19 protein-coding genes and 1 pseudogene are annotated in these 20,802 nt (G+C 61.5%); 14 read left to right on the top strand and 6 right to left on the bottom strand.

Annotation, left to right across the window (positions count from 1 at the left end; all coding sequences use genetic code 11):
• Window positions 1-73 precede the first annotated feature (73 nt).
• From mreB to tldD, 8 genes and pseudogenes are all read left to right on the top strand, one after another.
• The gene (gene mreB, locus PSAKL28_RS21620; protein WP_008371426.1) at window positions 74-1,111 is read left to right on the top strand and encodes a rod shape-determining protein MreB; all 1,038 of its coding nucleotides are present in this window, start codon (window positions 74-76) and stop codon (window positions 1,109-1,111) included.
• Window positions 1,112-1,325: 214 nt separating this feature from the next.
• Window positions 1,326-2,351 carry a rod shape-determining protein MreC gene (gene mreC, locus PSAKL28_RS21615; protein ID WP_371262008.1) on the top strand — a complete coding sequence of 342 codons (1,026 nt, stop codon included), beginning with the start codon at window positions 1,326-1,328 and terminating at the stop codon, window positions 2,349-2,351.
• Window positions 2,351-2,839, top strand: coding sequence for a rod shape-determining protein MreD (gene mreD, locus PSAKL28_RS21610; protein ID WP_038614423.1), 489 nt, complete (start codon window positions 2,351-2,353; stop codon window positions 2,837-2,839). The genes mreC and mreD overlap by 1 nt, the downstream gene beginning before the upstream one ends.
• Before the next feature lie 34 nt (window positions 2,840-2,873).
• Window positions 2,874-3,479, top strand: coding sequence for a Maf family protein (locus PSAKL28_RS21605; protein ID WP_038614420.1), 606 nt, complete (start codon window positions 2,874-2,876; stop codon window positions 3,477-3,479).
• Between the two features lie 81 nt (window positions 3,480-3,560).
• Window positions 3,561-5,018, top strand: coding sequence for a ribonuclease G (gene rng, locus PSAKL28_RS21600; RefSeq protein WP_038614418.1), 1,458 nt, complete (start codon window positions 3,561-3,563; stop codon window positions 5,016-5,018).
• Window positions 5,019-5,103: 85 nt separating this feature from the next.
• A complete protein-coding gene (locus tag PSAKL28_RS21595; RefSeq protein WP_038614416.1) occupies window positions 5,104-8,913 on the top strand; it encodes a YhdP family protein in 3,810 nt (1,269 codons plus the stop codon).
• 14 nt (window positions 8,914-8,927) lie between these two features.
• A pseudogene (locus tag PSAKL28_RS21590) lies at window positions 8,928-9,779 on the top strand (carbon-nitrogen hydrolase family protein).
• Between the two features lie 2 nt (window positions 9,780-9,781).
• Window positions 9,782-11,221: a metalloprotease TldD gene (tldD, locus tag PSAKL28_RS21585; protein ID WP_038614414.1), complete on the top strand. Its 1,440-nt coding sequence runs from the start codon at window positions 9,782-9,784 to the stop codon at window positions 11,219-11,221.
• 42 nt (window positions 11,222-11,263) lie between these two features.
• Here tldD and yjgA read toward each other — a convergent pair whose 3' ends face one another.
• Window positions 11,264-11,785, bottom strand: coding sequence for a ribosome biogenesis factor YjgA (gene yjgA, locus PSAKL28_RS21580; protein WP_038614412.1), 522 nt, complete (start codon window positions 11,783-11,785; stop codon window positions 11,264-11,266).
• A gap of 108 nt (window positions 11,786-11,893) precedes the next feature.
• Here yjgA and pmbA point away from each other — a divergent pair, with 108 nt between their 5' ends.
• The 6 genes from pmbA to PSAKL28_RS21550 all read left to right on the top strand — a co-directional run bounded on the left by pmbA (window position 11,894) and on the right by PSAKL28_RS21550 (window position 17,202).
• Entirely contained in the window at window positions 11,894-13,240 is a 1,347-nt protein-coding gene (gene pmbA, locus PSAKL28_RS21575; RefSeq protein ID WP_038614409.1) for a metalloprotease PmbA, read from the top strand.
• A gap of 190 nt (window positions 13,241-13,430) precedes the next feature.
• Complete coding sequence (locus PSAKL28_RS21570; protein WP_038614407.1) at window positions 13,431-13,832, top strand: hypothetical protein; 402 nt, start codon at window positions 13,431-13,433, stop codon at window positions 13,830-13,832.
• On the top strand, window positions 13,825-15,201 hold the full coding sequence (fumC, locus tag PSAKL28_RS21565; protein WP_038614403.1) for a class II fumarate hydratase FumC: 1,377 nt from the start codon (window positions 13,825-13,827) through the stop codon (window positions 15,199-15,201). The genes PSAKL28_RS21570 and fumC overlap by 8 nt, the downstream gene beginning before the upstream one ends.
• A gap of 20 nt (window positions 15,202-15,221) precedes the next feature.
• Complete coding sequence (locus PSAKL28_RS21560) at window positions 15,222-15,683, top strand: DUF2753 family protein (RefSeq protein ID WP_038614401.1); 462 nt, start codon at window positions 15,222-15,224, stop codon at window positions 15,681-15,683.
• 2 nt (window positions 15,684-15,685) lie between these two features.
• On the top strand, window positions 15,686-16,297 hold the full coding sequence (locus PSAKL28_RS21555) for a superoxide dismutase (RefSeq protein ID WP_038614399.1): 612 nt from the start codon (window positions 15,686-15,688) through the stop codon (window positions 16,295-16,297).
• An 11-nt stretch (window positions 16,298-16,308) separates the two neighbouring features.
• Complete coding sequence (locus tag PSAKL28_RS21550) at window positions 16,309-17,202, top strand: ZIP family metal transporter (protein ID WP_038614397.1); 894 nt, start codon at window positions 16,309-16,311, stop codon at window positions 17,200-17,202.
• 18 nt (window positions 17,203-17,220) lie between these two features.
• On the opposite strand, the gene PSAKL28_RS21545 is transcribed toward PSAKL28_RS21550, so the two are convergent.
• The 5 genes from PSAKL28_RS21545 to PSAKL28_RS21525 form a co-directional block, all read right to left on the bottom strand.
• A complete protein-coding gene (locus tag PSAKL28_RS21545) occupies window positions 17,221-17,493 on the bottom strand; it encodes an HPr family phosphocarrier protein (RefSeq protein ID WP_038614394.1) in 273 nt (90 codons plus the stop codon).
• Window positions 17,494-17,513: 20 nt separating this feature from the next.
• Window positions 17,514-18,368: an RNase adapter RapZ gene (gene rapZ, locus PSAKL28_RS21540; protein ID WP_038614390.1), complete on the bottom strand. Its 855-nt coding sequence runs from the start codon at window positions 18,366-18,368 to the stop codon at window positions 17,514-17,516.
• Between the two features lie 2 nt (window positions 18,369-18,370).
• Window positions 18,371-18,835 carry a PTS IIA-like nitrogen regulatory protein PtsN gene (gene ptsN, locus PSAKL28_RS21535; protein ID WP_038614388.1) on the bottom strand — a complete coding sequence of 155 codons (465 nt, stop codon included), beginning with the start codon at window positions 18,833-18,835 and terminating at the stop codon, window positions 18,371-18,373.
• Between the two features lie 12 nt (window positions 18,836-18,847).
• Window positions 18,848-19,156 carry a ribosome hibernation-promoting factor, HPF/YfiA family gene (hpf, locus tag PSAKL28_RS21530; protein ID WP_028942831.1) on the bottom strand — a complete coding sequence of 103 codons (309 nt, stop codon included), beginning with the start codon at window positions 19,154-19,156 and terminating at the stop codon, window positions 18,848-18,850.
• A gap of 77 nt (window positions 19,157-19,233) precedes the next feature.
• Window positions 19,234-20,727 (bottom strand): RNA polymerase factor sigma-54, encoded by a 1,494-nt coding sequence (locus PSAKL28_RS21525; RefSeq protein ID WP_038614385.1) that lies wholly within the window; start codon window positions 20,725-20,727, stop codon window positions 19,234-19,236.
• Window positions 20,728-20,802 lie beyond the last annotated feature (75 nt).

Raw genomic sequence — 20,802 nt, 5'->3', positions numbered from 1 at the left:
TTGCCCAAAATCCCCGCCGTTGTTAGAGTTTGCCGCACTTTTTTACCCACGCGTTGCCTAGGGTCACTTTCCCATGTTCAAGAAACTGCGTGGCATGTTTTCCAGCGATCTTTCCATCGACCTGGGCACTGCCAACACCCTTATTTACGTGCGTGAGCGCGGTATCGTCCTGAATGAGCCCTCTGTTGTGGCCATTCGTACTCACGGCAACCAGAAAAGTGTCGTCGCGGTAGGTACCGAAGCCAAGCGCATGCTGGGCCGTACGCCCGGCAACATTGCTGCCATTCGTCCGATGAAGGACGGCGTGATCGCCGACTTCAGCGTTTGCGAAAAAATGCTGCAGTACTTCATCAACAAGGTTCACGAGAACAGCTTCCTGCAGCCAAGCCCGCGCGTGCTGATCTGTGTGCCGTGCAAATCGACCCAGGTCGAGCGTCGCGCCATCCGTGAATCGGCGCTGGGCGCCGGTGCCCGCGAAGTGTTCCTGATCGAAGAGCCAATGGCCGCCGCTATCGGTGCCGGCCTGCCGGTCGAGGAAGCCCGTGGTTCGATGGTCGTCGATATCGGCGGCGGTACCACTGAAATTGCACTGATCTCCCTCAATGGTGTGGTCTATGCCGAATCCGTGCGTGTCGGTGGTGACCGCTTCGACGAAGCGATCGTGACCTACGTGCGCCGTAACTACGGCAGCCTGATCGGCGAATCCACCGCCGAGCGCATCAAGCAGGAAATCGGTACCGCCTACCCAGGTGGCGAAGTGCGTGAAGTCGATGTTCGCGGTCGTAACCTGGCCGAGGGCGTACCACGTGCCTTCACCCTCAATTCCAACGAAGTGCTCGAAGCCCTGCAGGAATCCCTGGCGACCATCGTTCAGGCGGTCAAGAGCGCCCTGGAGCAATCGCCTCCCGAGCTGGCTTCGGACATCGCCGAGCGTGGCCTGGTGCTGACCGGTGGTGGCGCCCTGCTGCGCGACCTCGACAAGCTGCTGGCCCAGGAAACCGGCCTGCCGGTGATCGTTGCCGAAGACCCGCTGACCTGTGTTGCCCGTGGCGGTGGCCGCGCCCTGGAAATGATGGACAAACACACCATGGACCTGCTCTCCAGCGAGTAAGCTGGCTGCAGTAAACATGCCGCCCGGTTTACAGGTAGTGCTCACAGTGCTACCTGTATGCGCTGGGCTGACGTCCGTGTGGGCGTCATTTTCCGTCAATCCACAAGCAGGCCGGTGCGTTGCCGTATGAATGACCTCTTGAATCGTCGTCCACGAGGAGCGGCTTATTAAACCGCTTTTCGCCAAGGGCCCTTCGCTGGGCGTGCGCCTGCTCGTGCTGGTTGTGCTGTCGATCACCCTGATGGTGGTCGATGCGCGCTTTACCCTGCTCAAACCGGTACGCAGCCAGATGGGGCTGGTGCTGATGGAGTCCTATCACATCACCGACTTGCCGCAGAGCCTGTGGCAGGGTGTCGCCAGCCAGTTCGGCAGTCGTACCGAACTGATCGCCGAGAACGAAAAACTCAAGACCGAAGCCTTGCTGATGCAGGGGCGCGTACAGAAACTGGCGGCCCTGACCGAACAGAACGTGCGCCTGCGCGAGCTGCTCAATTCGTCGGCGTTGGTCAATGAGAAGGTCGAGGTCGCCGAGCTGATCGGCGTCGATCCCAACCCGTTCACCCACCGCATCCTGATCAACAAGGGCGAGCGCGATGGCGTGGTGCTTGGCCAGCCGGTGCTCGATGCCCGCGGCCTGATGGGCCAGGTGGTCGAGCTGATGCCTTATACCGCGCGGGTGCTGTTGCTGACCGACACTACTCACAGCATTCCGGTGCAGGTAAACCGCAACGGCCTGCGGGCGATTGCCAGCGGTACCGGCAACCCGGAGCGCCTGGAATTGCGCCATGTCGCCGATACTGCGGACATCAAGGAAGGCGACCTGCTGGTCAGCTCTGGCCTGGGCCAGCGCTTCCCGGCCGGCTATCCGGTGGCCACGGTAAAAGAAGTGATTCACGACTCCGGTCAGCCGTTCGCCATTGTTCGCGCGGTTCCGACTGCGGCTCTCAATCGCAGTCGCTACCTGCTGCTGGTGTTTACCGACAGCCGTACCCCCGAACAGCGTGCCACCGATGCCGCCATGGCCCAGGAGGCTGCTGATCGTCAGGGCTTGCCTGGCAGTGCTGAGGCCGCACAGCCTGGCGCGACGACTGTCACGCCAGCTCCAGCGCCCGGAACGGCTCCGGCGACGCCTGCCAACCCGGCTCCAGTCGCCTCGCCAGCGGCCGCACCCGCAGCCCCGGCGCCAGCTCCGGCTGCTGCCAGCGGCGCTGCTACGACCCCTTCGCGGGAGAGACACTAATGGTGAGTACTCGCAGTCGAAACGGCTGGGTGGTCTGGCTGACGTTCGCGCTTGGCCTGCTGCTCAGCGTTTCACCGTTGCCGCAGTTCATGGAAGTCTTCCGGCCCATGTGGCTGGCCTTGCTCCTGGCTTTCTGGACCTTGGCCCTGCCGCACAAGGTCGGCATGACCACGGCGTTTGTCCTGGGCCTGGCCGAGGATGTGTTGTACGGCACGCTATTGGGGCAGAACGCCCTGGTGCTGACCCTGATCACCTTCCTGGTGCTGACCTTGCAACAGCGCCTGCGGATGTTCCCGATGTGGCAGCAAAGCCTGGTGATCCTGGTGGTCTTCGGTCTGGCCCAGCTGGTGCAGCTATGGCTGAGTGCACTGACCGGCAACCGCTTGCCGACCCTGGCGCTGATCTGGTCGGCGGTCATCAGCGCCTTGCTCTGGCCGTGGATCAGCTTCGCCCTGCGTGGGCTGCGCTTGCGTCTGAGCATCAACTGAGCCCGCTTCCCGACGTTGACAGGGAGAAGTCACGATGACCCCGCTGTACCTGGCCTCTGGTTCACCCCGCCGCCGGGAATTGCTGACCCAGATCGGCGTTCCCTTCACCACGCTCAGTGCTTCGGTCGACGAAAGCCCGCTGCCGAATGAGGCCGCGCCGGTTTACGTCGAGCGCCTGGCGCGGGCCAAGGCCAGCGCCGGGCTGGCTGCGCTGCTGCCGCGTGAGACGAATGCGGCCCTGGCGGTGCTTGGCGCCGACACCGCGGTGGTACTCGATGGGCAGATCCTGGGCAAACCCGTCGATCGCGATGATGCCCTGGCCATGCTTGCGGCGCTGTCGGGCCGCGAGCATCAGGTGCTGACGGCCGTTGCGGTCGCCGATCAGCAGCGTTGCCTGAGTGTCTGTGTCGCCAGTCAGGTCCGTTTTCGCCCGATTTCCAGCGAAGAAGCTCAAGCTTACTGGGCCAGCGGCGAGCCGATGGACAAAGCCGGCGCCTATGCCATCCAGGGCCTGGGTGCGGTGTTCGTGCAACGTATCGAAGGCAGCTATTCGGCAGTGGTGGGCTTGCCGCTCCGCGAGACCGCCGAGCTGCTCGGACGATTCGCCATTCCCTGTTGGCAACCGTTGTCGGCCCGTTGAGCGAGGACAGGACAAGACTGCTGCTAGCCAGTCGCCCACGAGCGATCCATCATTACTGAAGTCCTTTGACGAGAGCCTGCCATGAGTGAAGAGATTCTGATCAATATCACACCGATGGAATCACGCGTGGCGGTGGTGGAGAACGGTGTTCTTCAGGAAGTGCATGTTGAGCGCACCCAGCGGCGTGGCATCGTCGGCAACATCTACAAGGGTAAAGTGGTTCGCGTGTTGCCGGGGATGCAGGCAGCCTTCGTCGACATCGGCCTGGATCGCGCCGCCTTTATCCACGCCTCGGAAATCTCCCTGCGCGAAGGCTCGTCGGTGGAAAGCATCAGCGCCCTGGTACATGAGGGGCAGAGTCTGGTGGTTCAGGTCACCAAAGATCCGATCGGTTCCAAAGGCGCGCGGCTGACGACCCAGCTGTCGATTCCTTCGCGTTACCTGGTGTACATGCCGCGCACCAGTCATGTCGGCATTTCCCTGAAGATCGAAGACGAAGCCGAACGAGAGCGCCTGAAACAGGTGGTGACCGACTGTGTCGCCCAGGAAAACATCCAGGATGCCGGCGGCTTCATCCTGCGTACCGCCGCCGAAGGTGCCGGGGCCGATGAGATCCTCATGGACATCCGCTACCTGCGCAGGCTTTGGGATCAGATCGGTGCGCAGATCAAGACGGTCGGCGCGCCAACGGAAATCTATGAGGACCTGGGCCTGGCCTTGCGTACCCTGCGCGATCTGGTCAACCCGAAAATCGAGAAGATCCGCATCGACTCGCGGGAAACTTTCCAGAAAACCACGCAGTTCGTCGGCGAACTGATGCCGGAAATCGCCGACCGCCTCGAACACTACCCGGGCGAACGGCCGATCTTTGATCTGTATGGCGTCGAAGACGAGATCCAGCGGGCGCTGGACCGCAAGGTGCCGCTCAAATCCGGCGGCTACCTGGTGGTCGATCCGGCTGAGGCGATGACGACCATCGACGTCAACACCGGCGCATTCGTTGGTCACCGCAACCTGGAAGAGACGATCTTCAAGACCAACCTGGAAGCGGCCACCGCCATTGCCCGGCAACTACGCCTGCGCAATATCGGCGGCATCATCATCATCGACTTCATCGATATGGAAGACGAGGAGCACCAGCGTCAGGTGTTGCGCACCCTGGAAAAGCAGCTCGAACGCGACCACGCCAAAACCAACATCATTGGTATTACCGAGCTCGGTCTGGTGCAGATGACGCGCAAGCGCACCCGCGAAAGCCTTGAGCAGGTGCTGTGCGAGCCCTGCCTGTGCTGCCAGGGGCGCGGCAAGCTGAAAACCCCGGAGACAGTTTGTTACGAGATTTTCCGCGAAATTCTGCGCGAAGCCCGTGCCTACCAGGCCGAAGGCTATAGAGTGCTGGCCAATCAAAAGGTGGTCGACAGGCTGCTGGATGAAGAATCGGGCAACGTCGCCGAGCTTGAGGCGTTCATCGGCCGAACCATTCGTTTTCAGGTCGAGTCGATGTACTCCCAGGAACAGTACGATGTGGTGTTGCTCTGAGGTCTGAACGTACCGGGCTGCTGCAAGGGCTGGCAAAGCGCCCGGTTGCGGCCATAGTTAAGGCTCGAGTTGGAGGGCCATTGCCATGGAGCGTCTGATCCGCGTTCTGGGCGCGATGACCCGCTGGGGCCTGGGAATCTGTGCCTTGCTGGCTGTGCTGGTCGCGCTGTATGTCAGCCTGGGCCGGCAACTGGTGCCGTTGGTGGCCGAATACCGCGCCGAAGTCGAAGACAAAGCCGAGCAGGCTTTGGGCATGCCTGTGCACATTGGCAGCCTGCAAGGGCACTGGAGCGGCCTGGCACCGGTGCTGGTGCTCAACGATATCCAGGTGGGCGAGGGTGTCACCGCGTTACGCCTGGACGGGGTCAAGGTGGTACCGGATCTGTGGGCCAGCCTCAGCGAGCGTCAGTTGCGCCTGGCCAACCTGGAAGTGGGTGGCCTGCACCTGAGCCTGCATGAAGATGAACAGGGCGCCTGGACCCTCGACGGTCTGCCGAAAACCGACGACAAGCCGCTGGATCCGCAGCAGTTGCTGGAGCAAATGCAGGCGGTGGCGAAGATCACCGTGCTCGACAGTCAGGTCACCCTCGAGCCGTTCCAGCGCGATCCGATGACTCTCACTTATGTCAGCCTCGGCTTGCAGACCGGCAGCATCCGTCAGCGTCTGGATCTGCGCCTGACCTTGCCTGACGGTCAGCCCGTGGCCATGAGTGTGCGCAGCCGCGTGCGTCCGGCGCACTGGCGTGATGGCCAGCTCGATGCCTACCTCAGCTTGCCCCAGAGTGACTGGGCGCGCTGGTTGCCGCCGCGGTTGCTGGGGCAATGGCAGGCCAAGGAACTTAAAGCCGGGGGCGAGTTCTGGCTGAACTGGAGCAAGGGCCAGCTACAGAGCAGTGTGGTTCGCCTGAATGCACCGCAGTTACGTGGCGCCTATGCCGGTCGTGAAGAGGCCAAGGTGGAAAACCTAGCGCTTAACGCTTGGTTCCAGCGCCGCGAACAAGGTTTTGATGTGCAACTCGATTCGCTGGCCATGAGCCTGGGCAAGACCCGTTGGGAATCGCACCTGCAACTGAATCAGAACGCTGCCAGTGAGAAGGGTGAAGAAACCTGGAAAATCCAGGCCGATCGCCTCGACCTGACCCCGCTCACGCCGCTGATCCAGTCGCTGGCACCGTTGCCGGACAAGGTCATGGCGGTGGTCGAGGGGCTGAAGGTCAAGGGCAGCCTGCGCAATGTCCTGTTGGATATCCGCCCGAAAGCAACCGGAGACCAGCGTCTGAGCTTTGCTGCCAATCTGGAACGGGTGGGCTTCAGTGCCTATCACGGTGCTCCGGCGGCGGGGAACGTCAGCGGTAGCATCAGTGGTGACCTCGGCCATGGCGAATTGCGCCTGGACACTGATGCTTTCATGCTCCATCTCTACCCGATCTTCGCCAAACCCTGGAATTACCAGAAGGCCAATGCGCGCCTGACCTGGCGCCTCGACCAGGAAGGTTTCACCCTCATTGCCCCCTATCTGAAGGTGCTGGGCGAAGAGGGCAAGATTGCCGGTGACTTCCTCATCCGTCTGCTGTTCGATGAAACACGTGAAGACTACATGGACTTGCGTGTCGGCCTGGTCGATGGCGATGGTCGCTACACCGCCAAGTACCTGCCTGAAGTCCTCAGCCCGGCGCTGGATGAATGGCTGCGTACCGCCATTCTCAAGGGCGCGGTCGACGAAGGCTATTTCCAGTACCAGGGCTCGCTCAATCACGGTGCATCCGAACAGGCGCGCAGCATCAGCCTGTTTTTCAAGGTCCATGATGCCGCGCTCGACTTCCAGCCTGGCTGGCCGCAGGTGCAGCAGGTCGATGGTGATGTGTACATCGACGATGATGGTGTGCGCGTCAACGCCAGGCATGGACAGTTGCTCGATACCAAGGTCAGCGATGTGCAGGTCAACATTCCCCACGTTGCCAGTGGTGAACACACGCATATGTACCTGGATGGGGCATTCGATGGCGGCTTGGGCGATGGCCTGAAAATCCTCCAGGAAGCGCCGATTGGTACGGCGGCGATGTTCGCGGGCTGGGAAGGTGAGGGTAGCCTCAAGGGCAAGCTCAAGCTGGATATCCCCTTGGCCAAGGGCCAGCAACCGCAGGTGGTGGTGGATTTCGACACCAGCGATGCGCGTCTGAAAATTGCCGCCCCGGTGATCGAGCTGAACCAGCTCAAGGGCGCGTTCCGCTTCGACTACGGCAAGGGCCTCAGCGGCCAGAACATCAGCGCACGGGTATTCGACAAGCCGATCACCGCGCAGATCTTTGCCGAGGGCAAACCCGGTGAGCTGCAAACGCGGGTCCAGGCCAAGGGTCAGGTGGCGCTCGGCGCCCTGACCCAATGGTTGCAGGTCAAGCAGGCCTTGCCGTTATCCGGCGAGCTGCCGTATCAGCTACAGCTCAATCTGGGTAGCCGAGACAATCAGCTCAAGGTCGACTCCAGTCTCAAAGGTCTGGCCATCAACCTGCCTGCACCCTTCGGCAAGGCAGCCGAAGAAACCCGCAACAGCCAGTTCGGCATGACCCTGCAAGGGCCTGAACGGCGGTTCAGCGCCAGCTACGCCGATGTCGCCAACATGCTCTATGCCGCGCCCATGGACAAACTCGACCAGGGTCGTGGCGAACTGGTGCTTGGCGGTGGTAGCGCGCAATTGCCCAGCGCTCAGGGTGTGCAGGTGCGCGGCAAACTGGCTGAGCTTGACCTCGCACCGTGGCAGCAGCAAATGGACAGCCTGGCCGGCAATGACCCGGGCGGCAGTGCCCGCCAGCTATTGCGCGGTGTCGACTTGAGCATCGCCCGGCTCAAGGGTGCCGGCCTTGACCTGAACCAGGCAGTGGTGCGTCTGCAGCGCAATCCGAACAACTGGGCATTGCGCCTGGACAGCAAGGAAGTCATCGGCAACGCGCGTCTGCCGGACGCCAAGGGCGCGCCGCTGGTGGTGAACCTGCAGACCCTTCACCTGCCGCCACAAGATCCGGCTGAGGTGACCGTACCCAACGCGCCTGATCCGATGGCCAAGATCGATCCGCGCAAGATTCCATCCATCGATCTGAGTATCGACAAGTTGTACCGCGGCGATGACCTGCTCGGCAGCGCGGCGGTCAAGGTGCGCTCGACCGCCAAGGGTATCGCCCTGAATGACCTGGACCTCAGCCTCAAAGGCCTGCAGATCGACGGCAATGGCGGTTGGGAAGGCGCTCCGGGCGCCAGCGGCAGTTGGTACAAGGGGCGCATCGAGGGCAAGAACCTGGCCGACGTGCTCAAAGCGTGGAATTTTGCCCCGACCGTCACCAGCCGCGACTTTCGCATGGATGTCGATGCGCGCTGGCCGGGATCGCCGGCCTGGGTCAGCCTTGGCCGTCTCTCCGGCAGCCTCGATGCCGCCCTGCGTAAAGGCCAGTTTGTTGAAGTCGAGGGCGGCGCCCAGGCCCTGCGGGTGTTTGGCCTGCTCAACTTCAACTCGATTGGCCGGCGTTTGCGCCTGGACTTCTCCGACCTGTTCGACAAGGGCCTGAGTTACGACCGGGTCAAAGGTCTGCTGGTGGCCAGCGAAGGCGTTTATGTAACCCGCGAACCGATCACCGTGACCGGGCCCTCAAGCAATTTCGAACTCGACGGCACGCTAGACATGGTGCGTGACCGGGTTGACGCGAAACTGCAGGTGACCTTGCCGGTGACCAACAACCTGCCGCTGGCAGCCTTGATTGTCGGAGCACCGGCGGTCGGTGGCGCGTTGTTCCTGGTTGATCGCCTGCTGGGTGACCGCGTGGCGCGCTATGCCAGCGTGCACTATCGCGTCGAAGGTCCGTGGAAAGAGCCTAAAATCAGCTTTATCAAACCGTTCGACAAATAGCCTCGGGAGCGCCAATGAAGTCAGCAGTGATCCAGATGGTCAGCCAGAGCGATATCCCGGCCAACCTGGAGCAGGCTCGGCGTTTGCTTGAGCAGGCGGCTGCCGGCGGTGCGCGCCTGGCGGTGCTGCCGGAAAACTTCGCCGCCATGGGCCGCCGCGACAGCGCCGCCATCGGTCGCGCCGAGGCGCTGGGCGAAGGGCCGATACTGCCGTGGTTGAAACAGGTCGCCCGCGACCTCAAGTTATGGGTGGTGGCTGGCACCTTGCCTTTGCCGCCGGCCGGGTAGCCTGACGCCAAGTCTCATGCCTGTTCGTTGTTGATCGATGAACATGGCGAAACCGTTGCGCGCTACGACAAGCTGCACCTGTTCGATGTCGATGTTGCCGACAACCGCGGCCGCTATCGGGAGTCTGATGACTATGCCCATGGCAGCCAGGTGGTGGTGGCCGATACCCCGGTCGGACGTCTGGGCTTGAGCGTATGCTATGACTTGCGCTTCCCTGAACTGTACAGCGCCTTGCGCGCTGCCGGGGCCGAACTGATCAGTGCTCCGGCAGCGTTCACCGCCGTAACCGGCGCGGCGCATTGGCAAGTGCTGATCCGCGCGCGGGCGATTGAAACCCAGTGTTATGTCCTGGCCGCCGCGCAGGGCGGTACCCACCCGGGGCCACGGGAAACTTACGGTCATGCGGCGATCGTCGATCCCTGGGGGCGGATTATCGCCGAACAGGCCAGCGGCGAGGCCGTGCTGCTGGGCGAACGCGACAGCAGCGAACAGGCGTCCATCCGGGCGCGGATGCCGGTGACCTTGCACCGGCGCTTTTTCTCGCAGGACGCTTTGCGGCCTGCGCACACCTCGGAGTGACTATGAGCGAGATGTTATCCACTGTCAGCGAGCATCTGCTGGCGCCGGGCGGGCTGACCCTCGACAGCCTGCAGTCTGTGCTGGGTGAGTTGGCCGGGCCGGGCATCGATGCCGCCGACCTGTATTTCCAAGGGCAGATTTCCGAATCCTGGGCGCTTGAAGACGGGATCGTCAAAGAAGGCAGTTTCAACCTCGACCAGGGCGTGGGCGTACGAGCACAGTCTGGCGAAAAAACCGGTTTCGCCTACAGCAACGCCATCAACCTCGAAGCCCTGACTTCAGCTGCGCGTGCGGCCCGCTCGATTTCCCGCGCCGGGCAGAACGGTAGTGTCCAGGCGTTCAAAAGCCAGGATGTCGTTCAGCTGTATGGCACCGACAACCCGTTGGACGTGCTCAGCCGCGCCGAAAAGGTCGAGCTGCTCAAGCGTGTCGATGTGGCCACGCGTGCCCTGGATCCGCGCATCCAGCAAGTCACCGTGAGCATGGCCGGGGTCTGGGAGCGCATTCTGATCGCCGCAGCCGATGGCAGCCTGGCCGCGGATGTGCGTCCGCTGGTGCGTTTCAACGTCAGCGTGATCGTCGAGCAGAACGGTCGGCGTGAGCGCGGTGGCCATGGCGGTGGCGGGCGTACCGACTACCGCTATTTCACCGACGAGCGGGTCATGGGCTTTGCCCGTGAGGCCCTGCGTCAGGCTTTGGTCAACCTGGAAGCGATTCCGGCCCCGGCCGGCACCTTGCCGGTGGTCCTCGGTTCGGGTTGGTCCGGCGTATTGCTGCATGAGGCAGTCGGCCATGGCCTGGAGGGTGACTTCAACCGCAAGGGCAGCTCGGCCTACAGCGGCCACATGGGCGAAAAGGTTGCCTCGAGCCTGTGCACCATCGTCGATGATGGCACCCTGGAAGGTCGCCGCGGTTCGTTGAGCGTGGATGACGAAGGCACGCCCACCGAGTGCACCACGCTGATCGAGAACGGCATTCTCAAGGGCTACATGCAGGACAAGCTCAACGCCCGGTTGATGGGCATGGCGGTCACCGGTAACGGGCGCCGCGAGTCTTACGCGCACCTGCCAATGCCACGCATGACCAACACCTATATGCGTGCCGGGGAAAGCGATCCGGAAGAAATCATCAAGTCGGTCAAGCGCGGCCTCTACTGCGCCAATCTGGGCGGCGGCCAGGTGGATATCACCAGCGGCAAGTTTGTCTTCTCCACCAGCGAAGCCTATCTGATCGAAGACGGCAAAATCACTGCACCGGTCAAAGGCGCGACGCTGATCGGTAACGGTCCGGAAGCCATGAGCCGGGTATCGATGGTCGGTAACGACCTGTCCCTGGACAGTGGTGTGGGCACCTGTGGCAAGGATGGTCAGTCGGTGCCGGTTGGCGTCGGCCAGCCGACCTTGAAGATCGATGCGATCACCGTGGGTGGCACGGGCGCATGAAGTTGAAACCGGGCGGGCAGGGCGCCTGCCCGGTCGCGGGGCTCAACGCAGGCCGCGTTGAACCTCGTCGAGGGTGCGAATGTACTTGAAGATCTTGCGGCTGGCGCTAGGCGGCTTGTTGGTTTTCAGCTCGTGCTGGGCCTGGCGGATCAGCGAACGCAGCTGCTGGCGGTCGGCTTCCGGGTATTCCTGGACGAATTTTTCCAGGACTTCGTCGGTGCCGTCGATCAGCCGGTCGCGCCAGCGTTCGAGGCCGTGGAAGCGCTCGTTGTACTGGCGCGAGGAGGCGTCGAGCTGGTCAAGAAGGGCAGTGATTGCGTCGATGTCCTGGTCACGCATCAGCTTGCCGATGAATGACTTGTGACGTCTTTTCGCTTCGTTGGCCGTGTGCTTCTTGTGCTCTTCCAGGGCCGCACGAAGTTCGTCGGTCAAAGGAAGTTTGGCCAGGATGTCGGGCTTGAGCAATGTGAGGCGCTCGCCCATATCGACCAGCGCCTGCATTTCGCGCTTGATCTGGGTTTTGCTTTTTTCGCCGTCGAAGGCGGTGTCGTAAGAATCAACCATGGGGGCAGTCCGCTGAGAATCGCCGCCATGATAACCAGTCGGGGGCCGCTTGTCCGGCCCGGTCGTAGATTGACCCGTGCCGAACGCAGAATTTGAGTGGAGAAAACCATGAATGCAGTCCAGAGCGTAGGTCCACAGGCCCTGCCGGCGTTGCAGGAGCAGGTTGAGCAGATCATCGCCGAAGCCAAACGCCAAGGGGCCAGCGCCTGTGAAGTAGCGGTATCGCTGGAGCAGGGCCTGTCGACCTCGGTACGCCAGCGTGAAGTGGAAACCGTGGAGTTCAACCGCGACCAGGGTTTTGGTATCACCCTGTACGTTGGCCAGCGCAAAGGTTCGGCCAGCACCTCGGCCAGCGGCAGCGAGGCCATTCGCGAGACCGTCGCCGCGGCACTGGCGATTGCCAAGCACACTTCCGAAGATGATTGCGCAGGGCTTGCCGATCCGGCGTTGATGGCCCGTGATCTGCCTGACTTCGATCTGTATCACGCCTGGGACATTACCCCGGAACAGGCGATCGAAAAGGCGCTGGCTTGCGAAGCGGCAGCCTTTGATGCCGATGCGCGGATCAAGAACGCTGACGGCACCACGCTCAATACCCATCAGGGCTGCCGCGTGTATGGCAACAGCAACGGCTTTATCGGTGGCTACGCGTCGACCCGTCACAGCCTGAGCTGCGTGATGATCGCCGAAGCCGACGGGCAGATGCAGCGTGACTACTGGTATGACGTCAATCGCCAGGGCGAGTTGCTGGCCGATCCTCGCAGCATCGGCCAGCGCGCCGCGCAGCGGGCCGCCAGTCGCCTGGGCGCGCGACCGGTGCCGACCTGCGAGGTGCCGGTGCTGTTCTCGGCAGAGCTGGCCGGGGGGCTGTTCGGCAGTTTCCTGTCGGCGATCTCCGGCGGCAACCTGTACCGCAAGTCATCGTTCCTTGAGGGCACCATGGGGCAGCGCCTGTTCCCGAGCTGGTTGACCCTGGATGAGCGTCCACACCTGATGCGCGCGCTGGGCAGTGCGGCCTTCGATGGCGATGGTCTGGCCACCTACGCAAAACCGTTCGTCGAAAAAGGCGAGTTGGTCTCCTACGTACTGGGTACTTATTCCGGACGCAAACTTGGCCTGCCGAGCACCGCCAATGCCGGTGGCGTGCATAACCTGTACGTCACCCACGGGGTTGAGGATCAGGCCGCGCTGATCCGGCGCATGGGGCGTGGATTGTTGGTCACCGAGTTGATGGGGCATGGCTTGAACATGGTGACCGGCGACTACTCCCGTGGCGCCGCCGGGTATTGGGTCGAGAATGGCGAGATTCAGTTCGCTGTTCAGGAAGTGACCATCGCCGGCAATATGAAGGACATGTTCCAGCAGATTGTCGCGATCGGTAATGATCTTGAGACCCGTAGCAACATTCACACCGGCTCGGTACTGATTGAGCGGATGACTGTGGCGGGTAGCTGATTGCTGTAGGAGCGGGCTTGCCCCGCGATATCGCCTAGTCAGTCACACTGTATCGCGGGGCAAGCCCGCTCCTACCGAGAGAGTGTTCCCCCTGAAGCCCGGCCATGTGCCGGGCTTTTGTGTTTTTCTACTTTCGTCCTCTTGAATTGATTCTAATTATCACTTAATAATGAATATCATTATCTAGGCGATGATGTTCATGAAACCCGTCCTTCACGAATTGCCCTACCTCGAAAACTGGCGCTGGCTCAGCCGCCGTATCCGTTGTGCGATGGAGCCGGACGAACCACGCTTGATCGACCACTACCTGGCCGAAGGCCGGTATCTGGTGTGCTGCACTGAAACTTCGGCCTGGACCGTCGCCCTGACCTCATTTCGCCTGCTCCTGGATACCGCTTGCGACCGCATGCTGCCCTGGCATTGGCGCTGCCTGTGCCTGGATCAGGCCTGGAAGCCGCTGTTGCAGCTGCGCAAGCTCGACGGTGGCGAGCACGGCCAGCGTTGGCAGCCTCTCGCCCTGCAACTGGCGAACTGCACGCTACTGCCTTCGATTTCTTTCGCTGAACTGATGCAAGGACTTGATGATGAGTAATACCCGTATCGAGCGTGACAGCATGGGTGAGCTGCAGGTGCCGGCCGAGGCCCTGTATGGCGCTCAGACCCAGCGCGCGGTGAACAACTTCCCGATCAGCCAGCAGCGCATGCCTACCCAGTTCATTCGTGCGCTGCTGCTGGCCAAGGCTGCAGCGGCCAAGGCCAACATCGAACTCAAGCAATTGCAGGAAGGGCAGGGCACGGCCATCGTCAAGGCGGTCGAGCAGCTGCTGGCTGGCGATTTCATTCAGCACTTCCCGGTGGATATCTTCCAGACCGGTTCCGGCACCAGCTCGAACATGAACGCCAACGAAGTGATTGCCACCCTGGCAAGCCGCATTCTCGGCGATACGGTCAACCCGAACGATCACGTCAACTGCGGGCAAAGCAGTAACGACATCATTCCGACCACTATTCATGTCAGTGCTGCCCTGGCCTTGCATGAGCAACTGCTGCCGGCGCTCAAGCACCTGGTGCAGGTGATCGAGCGCAAGGCGCTCGAGGTACATCCCTTCATCAAGACTGGCCGCACCCACCTGATGGACGCCATGCCGGTGCGCATGAGCCAGGTGCTCGGCGGTTGGGCGGCGCAGATCTCGGCTGCCATCGCGCACATTGAGTCGACCTTGCCGGCTTTGCAGTCGCTGGCCCAGGGCGGTACAGCCGTAGGGACCGGAATCAATGCCCATCCCGAATTCGCCGGGCGATTCAGCCAGCAGCTGTCTGAACTCACCAAGGTGCCATTCACCCCGGGGCAGAATCTGTTCGCCCTGATCGGTTCCCAGGACACTGCCGTTGCCTTGTCGGGTCAGCTCAAGACCGCTGCCGTTGCCTTGATGAAGATCGCCAACGACCTGCGCTGGATGAACTCCGGTCCGCTAGCTGGTCTGGGTGAGATCGAACTGGAAGGCTTGCAGCCGGGTTCTTCGATCATGCCGGGCAAGGTCAACCCGGTAATTCCGGAAGCCACCGCCATGGTCGCCGCGCAGGTCATCGGTAACGACGCGACTATCGCCGTGGCCGGTCAGTCGGGCAATTTCGAACTCAACGTGATGTTGCCGATCATCGCTCAGAACCTGCTGAGCAGCATCGAGCTGATGGCCAATGTCAGCCGCTTGCTGGCCGACAAGGCGATCGCCAGTTTCAAGGTCAACGAAGCCAAGCTCAAGGAAGCGCTGGCGCGTAACCCGATCCTGGTAACGGCGCTGAACCCGATCATTGGCTACCAGAAGGCCGCCGAGATTGCCAAAACCGCCTACAAACAAGGGCGGCCGATCATTGATGTAGCCCTGGAGCACACCGACTTGCCGCGCAGCCAGCTGGAAGTGCTGCTCGACCCGGAAAAGCTTACTGCTGGCGGTATCTGATAACGCCCTGGAGGTTTGTCATGCAGCACTGGAAACGCACCACCGAAATTGCCAATCGCCTGTTCGACCAGGGCGAGCTGGTCGATGCCCGCGAGCTGTATCTGCAGGCCCTGGCCCTGGCCCAGGTGTTGTTCGAGCGCTGGCATGACGCCGATGAAGCGGTGGCCGTGTGCGTGATTGCTCACCACAACCTGGCCGACCTGCACCTGCGTTTGAATCAGCCTCAGGAGAGCGCGGAGTACCTTTGTGCCATCCATCAGCGGCTGTTGCAGGCCATGCAGGATCAACGTCTGACGCCAGCGCTGCGCGAAGCGGCGCTGCGTCACAGCGGCAAGACCTACACCGAGTTGCTCAATTTCATCAGTGAGTACGGCCAGTACCCACGAACCGAACGCCTGCTCCACAGCCATGGCCCGCAACCGGCGGTACTTGCCGGTCAGGAAAGGGCCGGGTCTTCTGCTCATCAATACGGAATCCATTGAGAATGCCTTATACCTTGCCTGCATTGCCTTACGCCTACGATGCGCTGGAACCGCACATCGATACCCAGACCATGCAGATTCACCACAGCAAGCACCATCAGACCTACATCAATAACCTCAATGCTGCCGTCGAGGGCAGCGAATGGGCCGAATGGCCGGTCGAACAACTGGTGGCCGCGGTCAAGCAGTTGCCATCGAACCTACAGGCGGCAGTGATCAACCAGGGTGGCGGGCATGCCAACCACTCGTTGTTCTGGACGGTCATGTCGCCCCTGGGCGGTGGTCAGCCCCAGGGCACGGTTGGCAAGGCTATCGATCAGCAATTGGGTGGCTTCGACGCCTTCAAGGATGCCTTCACCAAGGCGGCGTTGACCCGTTTCGGCAGCGGTTGGGCCTGGCTCAGCGTGACGCCGGAGAAAAAGCTGGTGGTGGAGAGCAGTGGTAACCAGGACAGCCCGCTGATGCACGGCAACACGCCGATTCTGGGGCTGGATGTCTGGGAACATGCCTACTACCTGCTGTACCAGAACCGCCGTCCTGAATACATCAATGCCTTCTACAACGTGATCGACTGGTCCGAAGTAGAACGCCGTTATGTAGCCGCCCTGGTGTGAGTCGTCCCGGTATGCGTACGGATGTGATGTCCATCAGCAGCGTGCGTTTGTTTCGCCTGGCGCTGGGTACCTTGTTGCTGCTGGTCGGCTGCGCTTTGCTGGTAGCGCAGGGGTTGGCCTGGCTGGACCTTGAGCCGCGCATGATGCGTGCGCTCGAAGGGGGTGCCCTGTGTGCATTGGGGACCGCGCTGGGTGCAGTGCCGGTGCTGGTAATCCGCAGCATGCCGGTAGCGTTGGCTGATACGTTGCTGGGTTTCGGGGCAGGGGTGATGCTGGCGGCAACGGCGTTTTCCCTGATTATTCCCGGGCTCGATGCTGCCCAGGCCATTGGCCTGGGCAAATGGGGCGCGGGAGGACTGGTCAGTTTCGGCTTGCTGTTCGGCGCTTTCTGTCTCTACCTGGTCGATCTCAAGGTGTCTGGCGCTTCGCCGGAGGCTTTGGTCGGCACTGCCCAGCAGCCGGTGATTGCCGCACGGATCTGGGTGTTTGTCATCGCCATCATCGCCCACAACATCCCGGAAGGCATGGCCATCGGTGTGTCGGCCGGTGGTGGAATGGCTGATGCAGACAGTCTGGCCATGGGCATCGCCTTGCAGGATGTGCCCGAAGGTCTGGTCATTGCGCTGGTGCTGGCCGGGGCCGGGATGGCGCGATTCAAGGCCTTTGCCATCGGTGCGGCGTCTGGTCTGGTCGAGCCGGTGGCGGCAGTGATTTGCGCCTGGCTGGTGACGGTGGCGGAGTTGTTGTTGCCGTTGGGCCTGGCTTGCGCGGCTGGGGCGATGTTGCTGGTGGTGACCCAGGAGATCATTCCTGAATCACGCAGCAACGGCCATCATCGCTTGGCCAGCCTGGGTTTGTGCGTCGGCTTCTGCCTGATGATGGTGATGGATACGGCGTTGTCTTGAGCAGGAAACAGAGGGCGGTTACTCGCCCTCGTCAAAGTAGTTGTTGATCAGCTCGATCAACGCTTCCAGGGCTTCGTCCTGTTGCTCGCCTTCAGTATGCAGGTGTACCTGAGTGCCTTTGCCCGCTGCCAGCATCATCACGGCCATGATGCTTTTACCGTCGATCAGTTTGTCAGGCGCGCGACCTACGCGCACGGTGCAAGGGAAGCGTCCGGCCACGCCGACAAACTTTGCCGCAGCCCGGGCGTGTAGCCCCAGCTTGTTGATGATGGTGATTTCACGAGCGGGCATCGCGGCGGTGGTCCTGTGGGCTAGAGGTCGCGGTGGCGAACCTGGACATTCTTCAGGGATTGCTGCAGCAACTGGCCCAGGCGTTCGGTAAGGTAAACCGAACGGTGGTGTCCACCGGTACAGCCAATGGCAATGGTGACGTAAGCGCGGTTGCTGGCGGCAAAGCGCGGCAACCATTTGAGCAGGTAGCTGGAGATGTCCTGGAACATTTCTTCGACGTCCGGCTGGGCTGCCAGGTAATCGATAACCGGCTGTTCCAGGCCGGAGTGTTCACGTAGCTCCGGCTTCCAGTAAGGGTTGGGCAGGCAGCGCACGTCGAACACCAGGTCGGCGTCCACCGGCATGCCCCGCTTGAAACCGAAGGATTCGACCAGGAACGCGGTACCGGGTTCCGGCTGGTTAAGCAGGCGCAGCTTGATCGAGTCCCGCAACTGGTAGAGGTTCAGTTTGGTGGTGTCGATCTTCAGGTCGGCGAGGTCGGCGATCGGCCCCAGCAGGTCGGTCTCGACCTTGATCGCTTCGGCCAGCGAACGATTGGCGTTGGTCAGCGGGTGACGCCTGCGGGTTTCCGAGAAGCGCTTGAGCAGGGTCTCTTCGTCGGCGTCCAGGTACAGCACATCACACTGGATATGTTTGCTCCGGGCATCTTCGAGCAGCTCGGGGAAACGTGTCAGATGGCTGGGCAGGTTGCGCGCATCGATGGATACCGCCACTTTAGGCTGCATCAGCTCGGTGTTGATCAGGGCATTTTCCGCCAGCTGCGGTAGCAGCCCGGCAGGCAGGTTATCGATGCAGTAGTAGCCGTTGTCCTCCAGGACTGCGAGGGCGGTACTCTTGCCGGAGCCGGATCGGCCACTGACGATAATCAGGCGCATGTTCAGGACTCGTTCTGTACGTCCAGTACGACCTGGTACAAGGCTTCACTGCTACTGGCGGCACGCAGCCGGTCACGCACGTCCTTGCGGTCGAGCATGCTGGCAATTTGGCGCAACAGTTCAAGGTGCGCATCGGTGGCCGCTTCGGGAACCAGCAGGACAAACAGCAAATCGACCGGGGCGCCATCAATGGCGTCATAGTCAATCGGTGCATCCAGGTGTATCAGGGCGCTGATGGGGGATGAGCAGCCTTTCAGGCGGCAGTGTGGAATGGCAATGCCATTACCAAAACCGGTCGACCCGAGTTTCTCCCGGGCAAACAGGGCTTCAAAAACGTCTTGCATCTCCAGGTCTGGAACCTCCCGGTCGATCAGGGTGGCGATTTCCTGGAGTGCACGCTTTTTACTGCCTCCCGGCGCGTTCACCAGGGAACGGCCGGGGGTCAGGATGGTTTCAAGTCGGATCATGGATGAGGGGGATCAGCGGGCCGCTGCACCTTGCAGCAGGCTTTGCTGTTTTTCCTTGTGTTTTTTCAGTTGGCGGTCGAGCTTGTCGGTCAAGGCATCGATCGCTGCATACATGTCTGTGTGTTCGGCATTTGCAACCACTTCGCCGCCGGGAATAAACAGCGTCGCTTCAATTTTCTGCTGCAGCTTCTCGACCTTCATGATTACCGTCACATTGGTAATCTTGTCGAAGTGCCCTTCCAGCCGTTTCAGTTTCTGTTCGACGTACTCGCGCAGCGGCTGGGTGACTTCTACATGCTGTCCACTGATATTGACTTGCATACAGCTTCTCCTTTGTTGCCCGTGCATAAGAGGCAGGTGTTGCGCCTGCCACTGAACTGCTATGGCTATCTCAGGGGCTACATCAGTCGCTTACGCTCACTCGACGGTGCAATGCCGAGGGACTCGCGGTACTTGGCGACGGTGCGACGGGCTACCTGGATACCTTGTGCCTCCAGTAAACCAGCGATCTTGCTGTCACTCAATGGCTTTTTCTGATTTTCCGCTGCAACCAGTTTTTTGATGATCGCGCGAATCGCTGTGGACGAGCATTCACCGCCTTCGGAGGTGCTGACGTGGCTGGAGAAAAAGTACTTCAGCTCGTAAATCCCACGCGGTGTATGCATGTATTTCTGGGTGGTGACCCGGGAAATGGTCGACTCGTGCATGCCCACCGCTTCGGCGATGTCGTGCAATACCAGCGGCTTCATTGCTTCGTCGCCGTGATCGAGGAAACCACGTTGGTGCTCGACGATCTGGGTGGCGACCTTCATCAGGGTTTCGTTGCGGCTCTGCAGGCTCTTGATGAACCAGCGGGCTTCCTGCAACTGGTTGCGCATGAAGGTGTTGTCGGCGCTGGTGTCGGCGCGGCGGACGAATCCGGCGTATTGCGGATTGACCCGCAGGCGCGGCACGGCTTCCTGGTTGAGTTCGACCAGCCAGCGTTCGTTGTCCTTGCGCACGATCACGTCAGGGACCACGTATTCGGCTTCGCTGGATTCGATCTGCGAGCCGGGGCGCGGGTTGAGGCTCTGGACCAGTTCGATGACCTGGCGCAGTTCGTCTTCCTTGAGCTTCATCCGCCGCATCAGCTGGCTGTAGTCACGGCTGCCAAGCAGGTCGATGTAATCGCGGACCAGGCGCTGGGCTTCGGCCATCCAGGGGGTGCTGGCGGGCAGTTGACGCAGCTGCAGCAGCAGGCACTCGCTGAGGTTACGGGCGCCGATGCCGGCCGGTTCGAATTGCTGGATGCGGTGCAGCACGGCTTCGACTTCGTCGAGCTCGATATCCAGCTCCGGGTCGAAGGACTCGCAGACTTCTTCGAGGGTTTCGTCGAGATAGCCCTGGTTGTTGATGCAGTCGATCAGGGTGACCGCGATCAGCCGGTCGGTGTCGGACATCGGCGCCAGGTTCAACTGCCAGAGCAGGTGGCTTTGCAGGCTTTCGCCAGCCGAGGTGCGGGTGGTGAAATCCCACTCGTCATCGTCGTTGCTGGGCAGGCTGCTGGCGCTGGTCTGGTAGATGTCTTCCCAGGCCGTATCGACCGGTAGCTCGTTGGGGATGCGCTCGTTCCATTCGCCGTCTTCCAGGCTGTCCACGGTTGGCGTGGCTTCCTGGAAACTGGTGTCCTGGACTTCGGCGACCGGCTTGCTTTCGGCGTTGTCCGCCATCGGGTCGCTGTTGTCGAAGTCGTCGCCTTCTTCCTGGCGTTCGAGCATCGGGTTCGATTCCAGCGCTTCCTGGATTTCCTGCTGGAGGTCCAGGGTAGAAAGCTGGAGCAGACGGATGGCCTGTTGCAACTGCGGTGTCATCGTCAGTTGCTGGCCCATTCTTAGGACGAGCGATGGTTTCATGGCAGGGGCTTAACACCTTTTTCGCCGGCGCACATGCGCCATCCACTACAAGGGCACCGAAGCGCCAACTTTAAG

The sequence above is a fragment of the Pseudomonas alkylphenolica genome (assembly GCF_000746525.1).
GTDB lineage: Bacteria > Pseudomonadota > Gammaproteobacteria > Pseudomonadales > Pseudomonadaceae > Aquipseudomonas > Aquipseudomonas alkylphenolica.
Note: the sequence above shows the minus strand (reverse complement) of the source record. Positions and strands in the feature narration are given on the sequence as shown.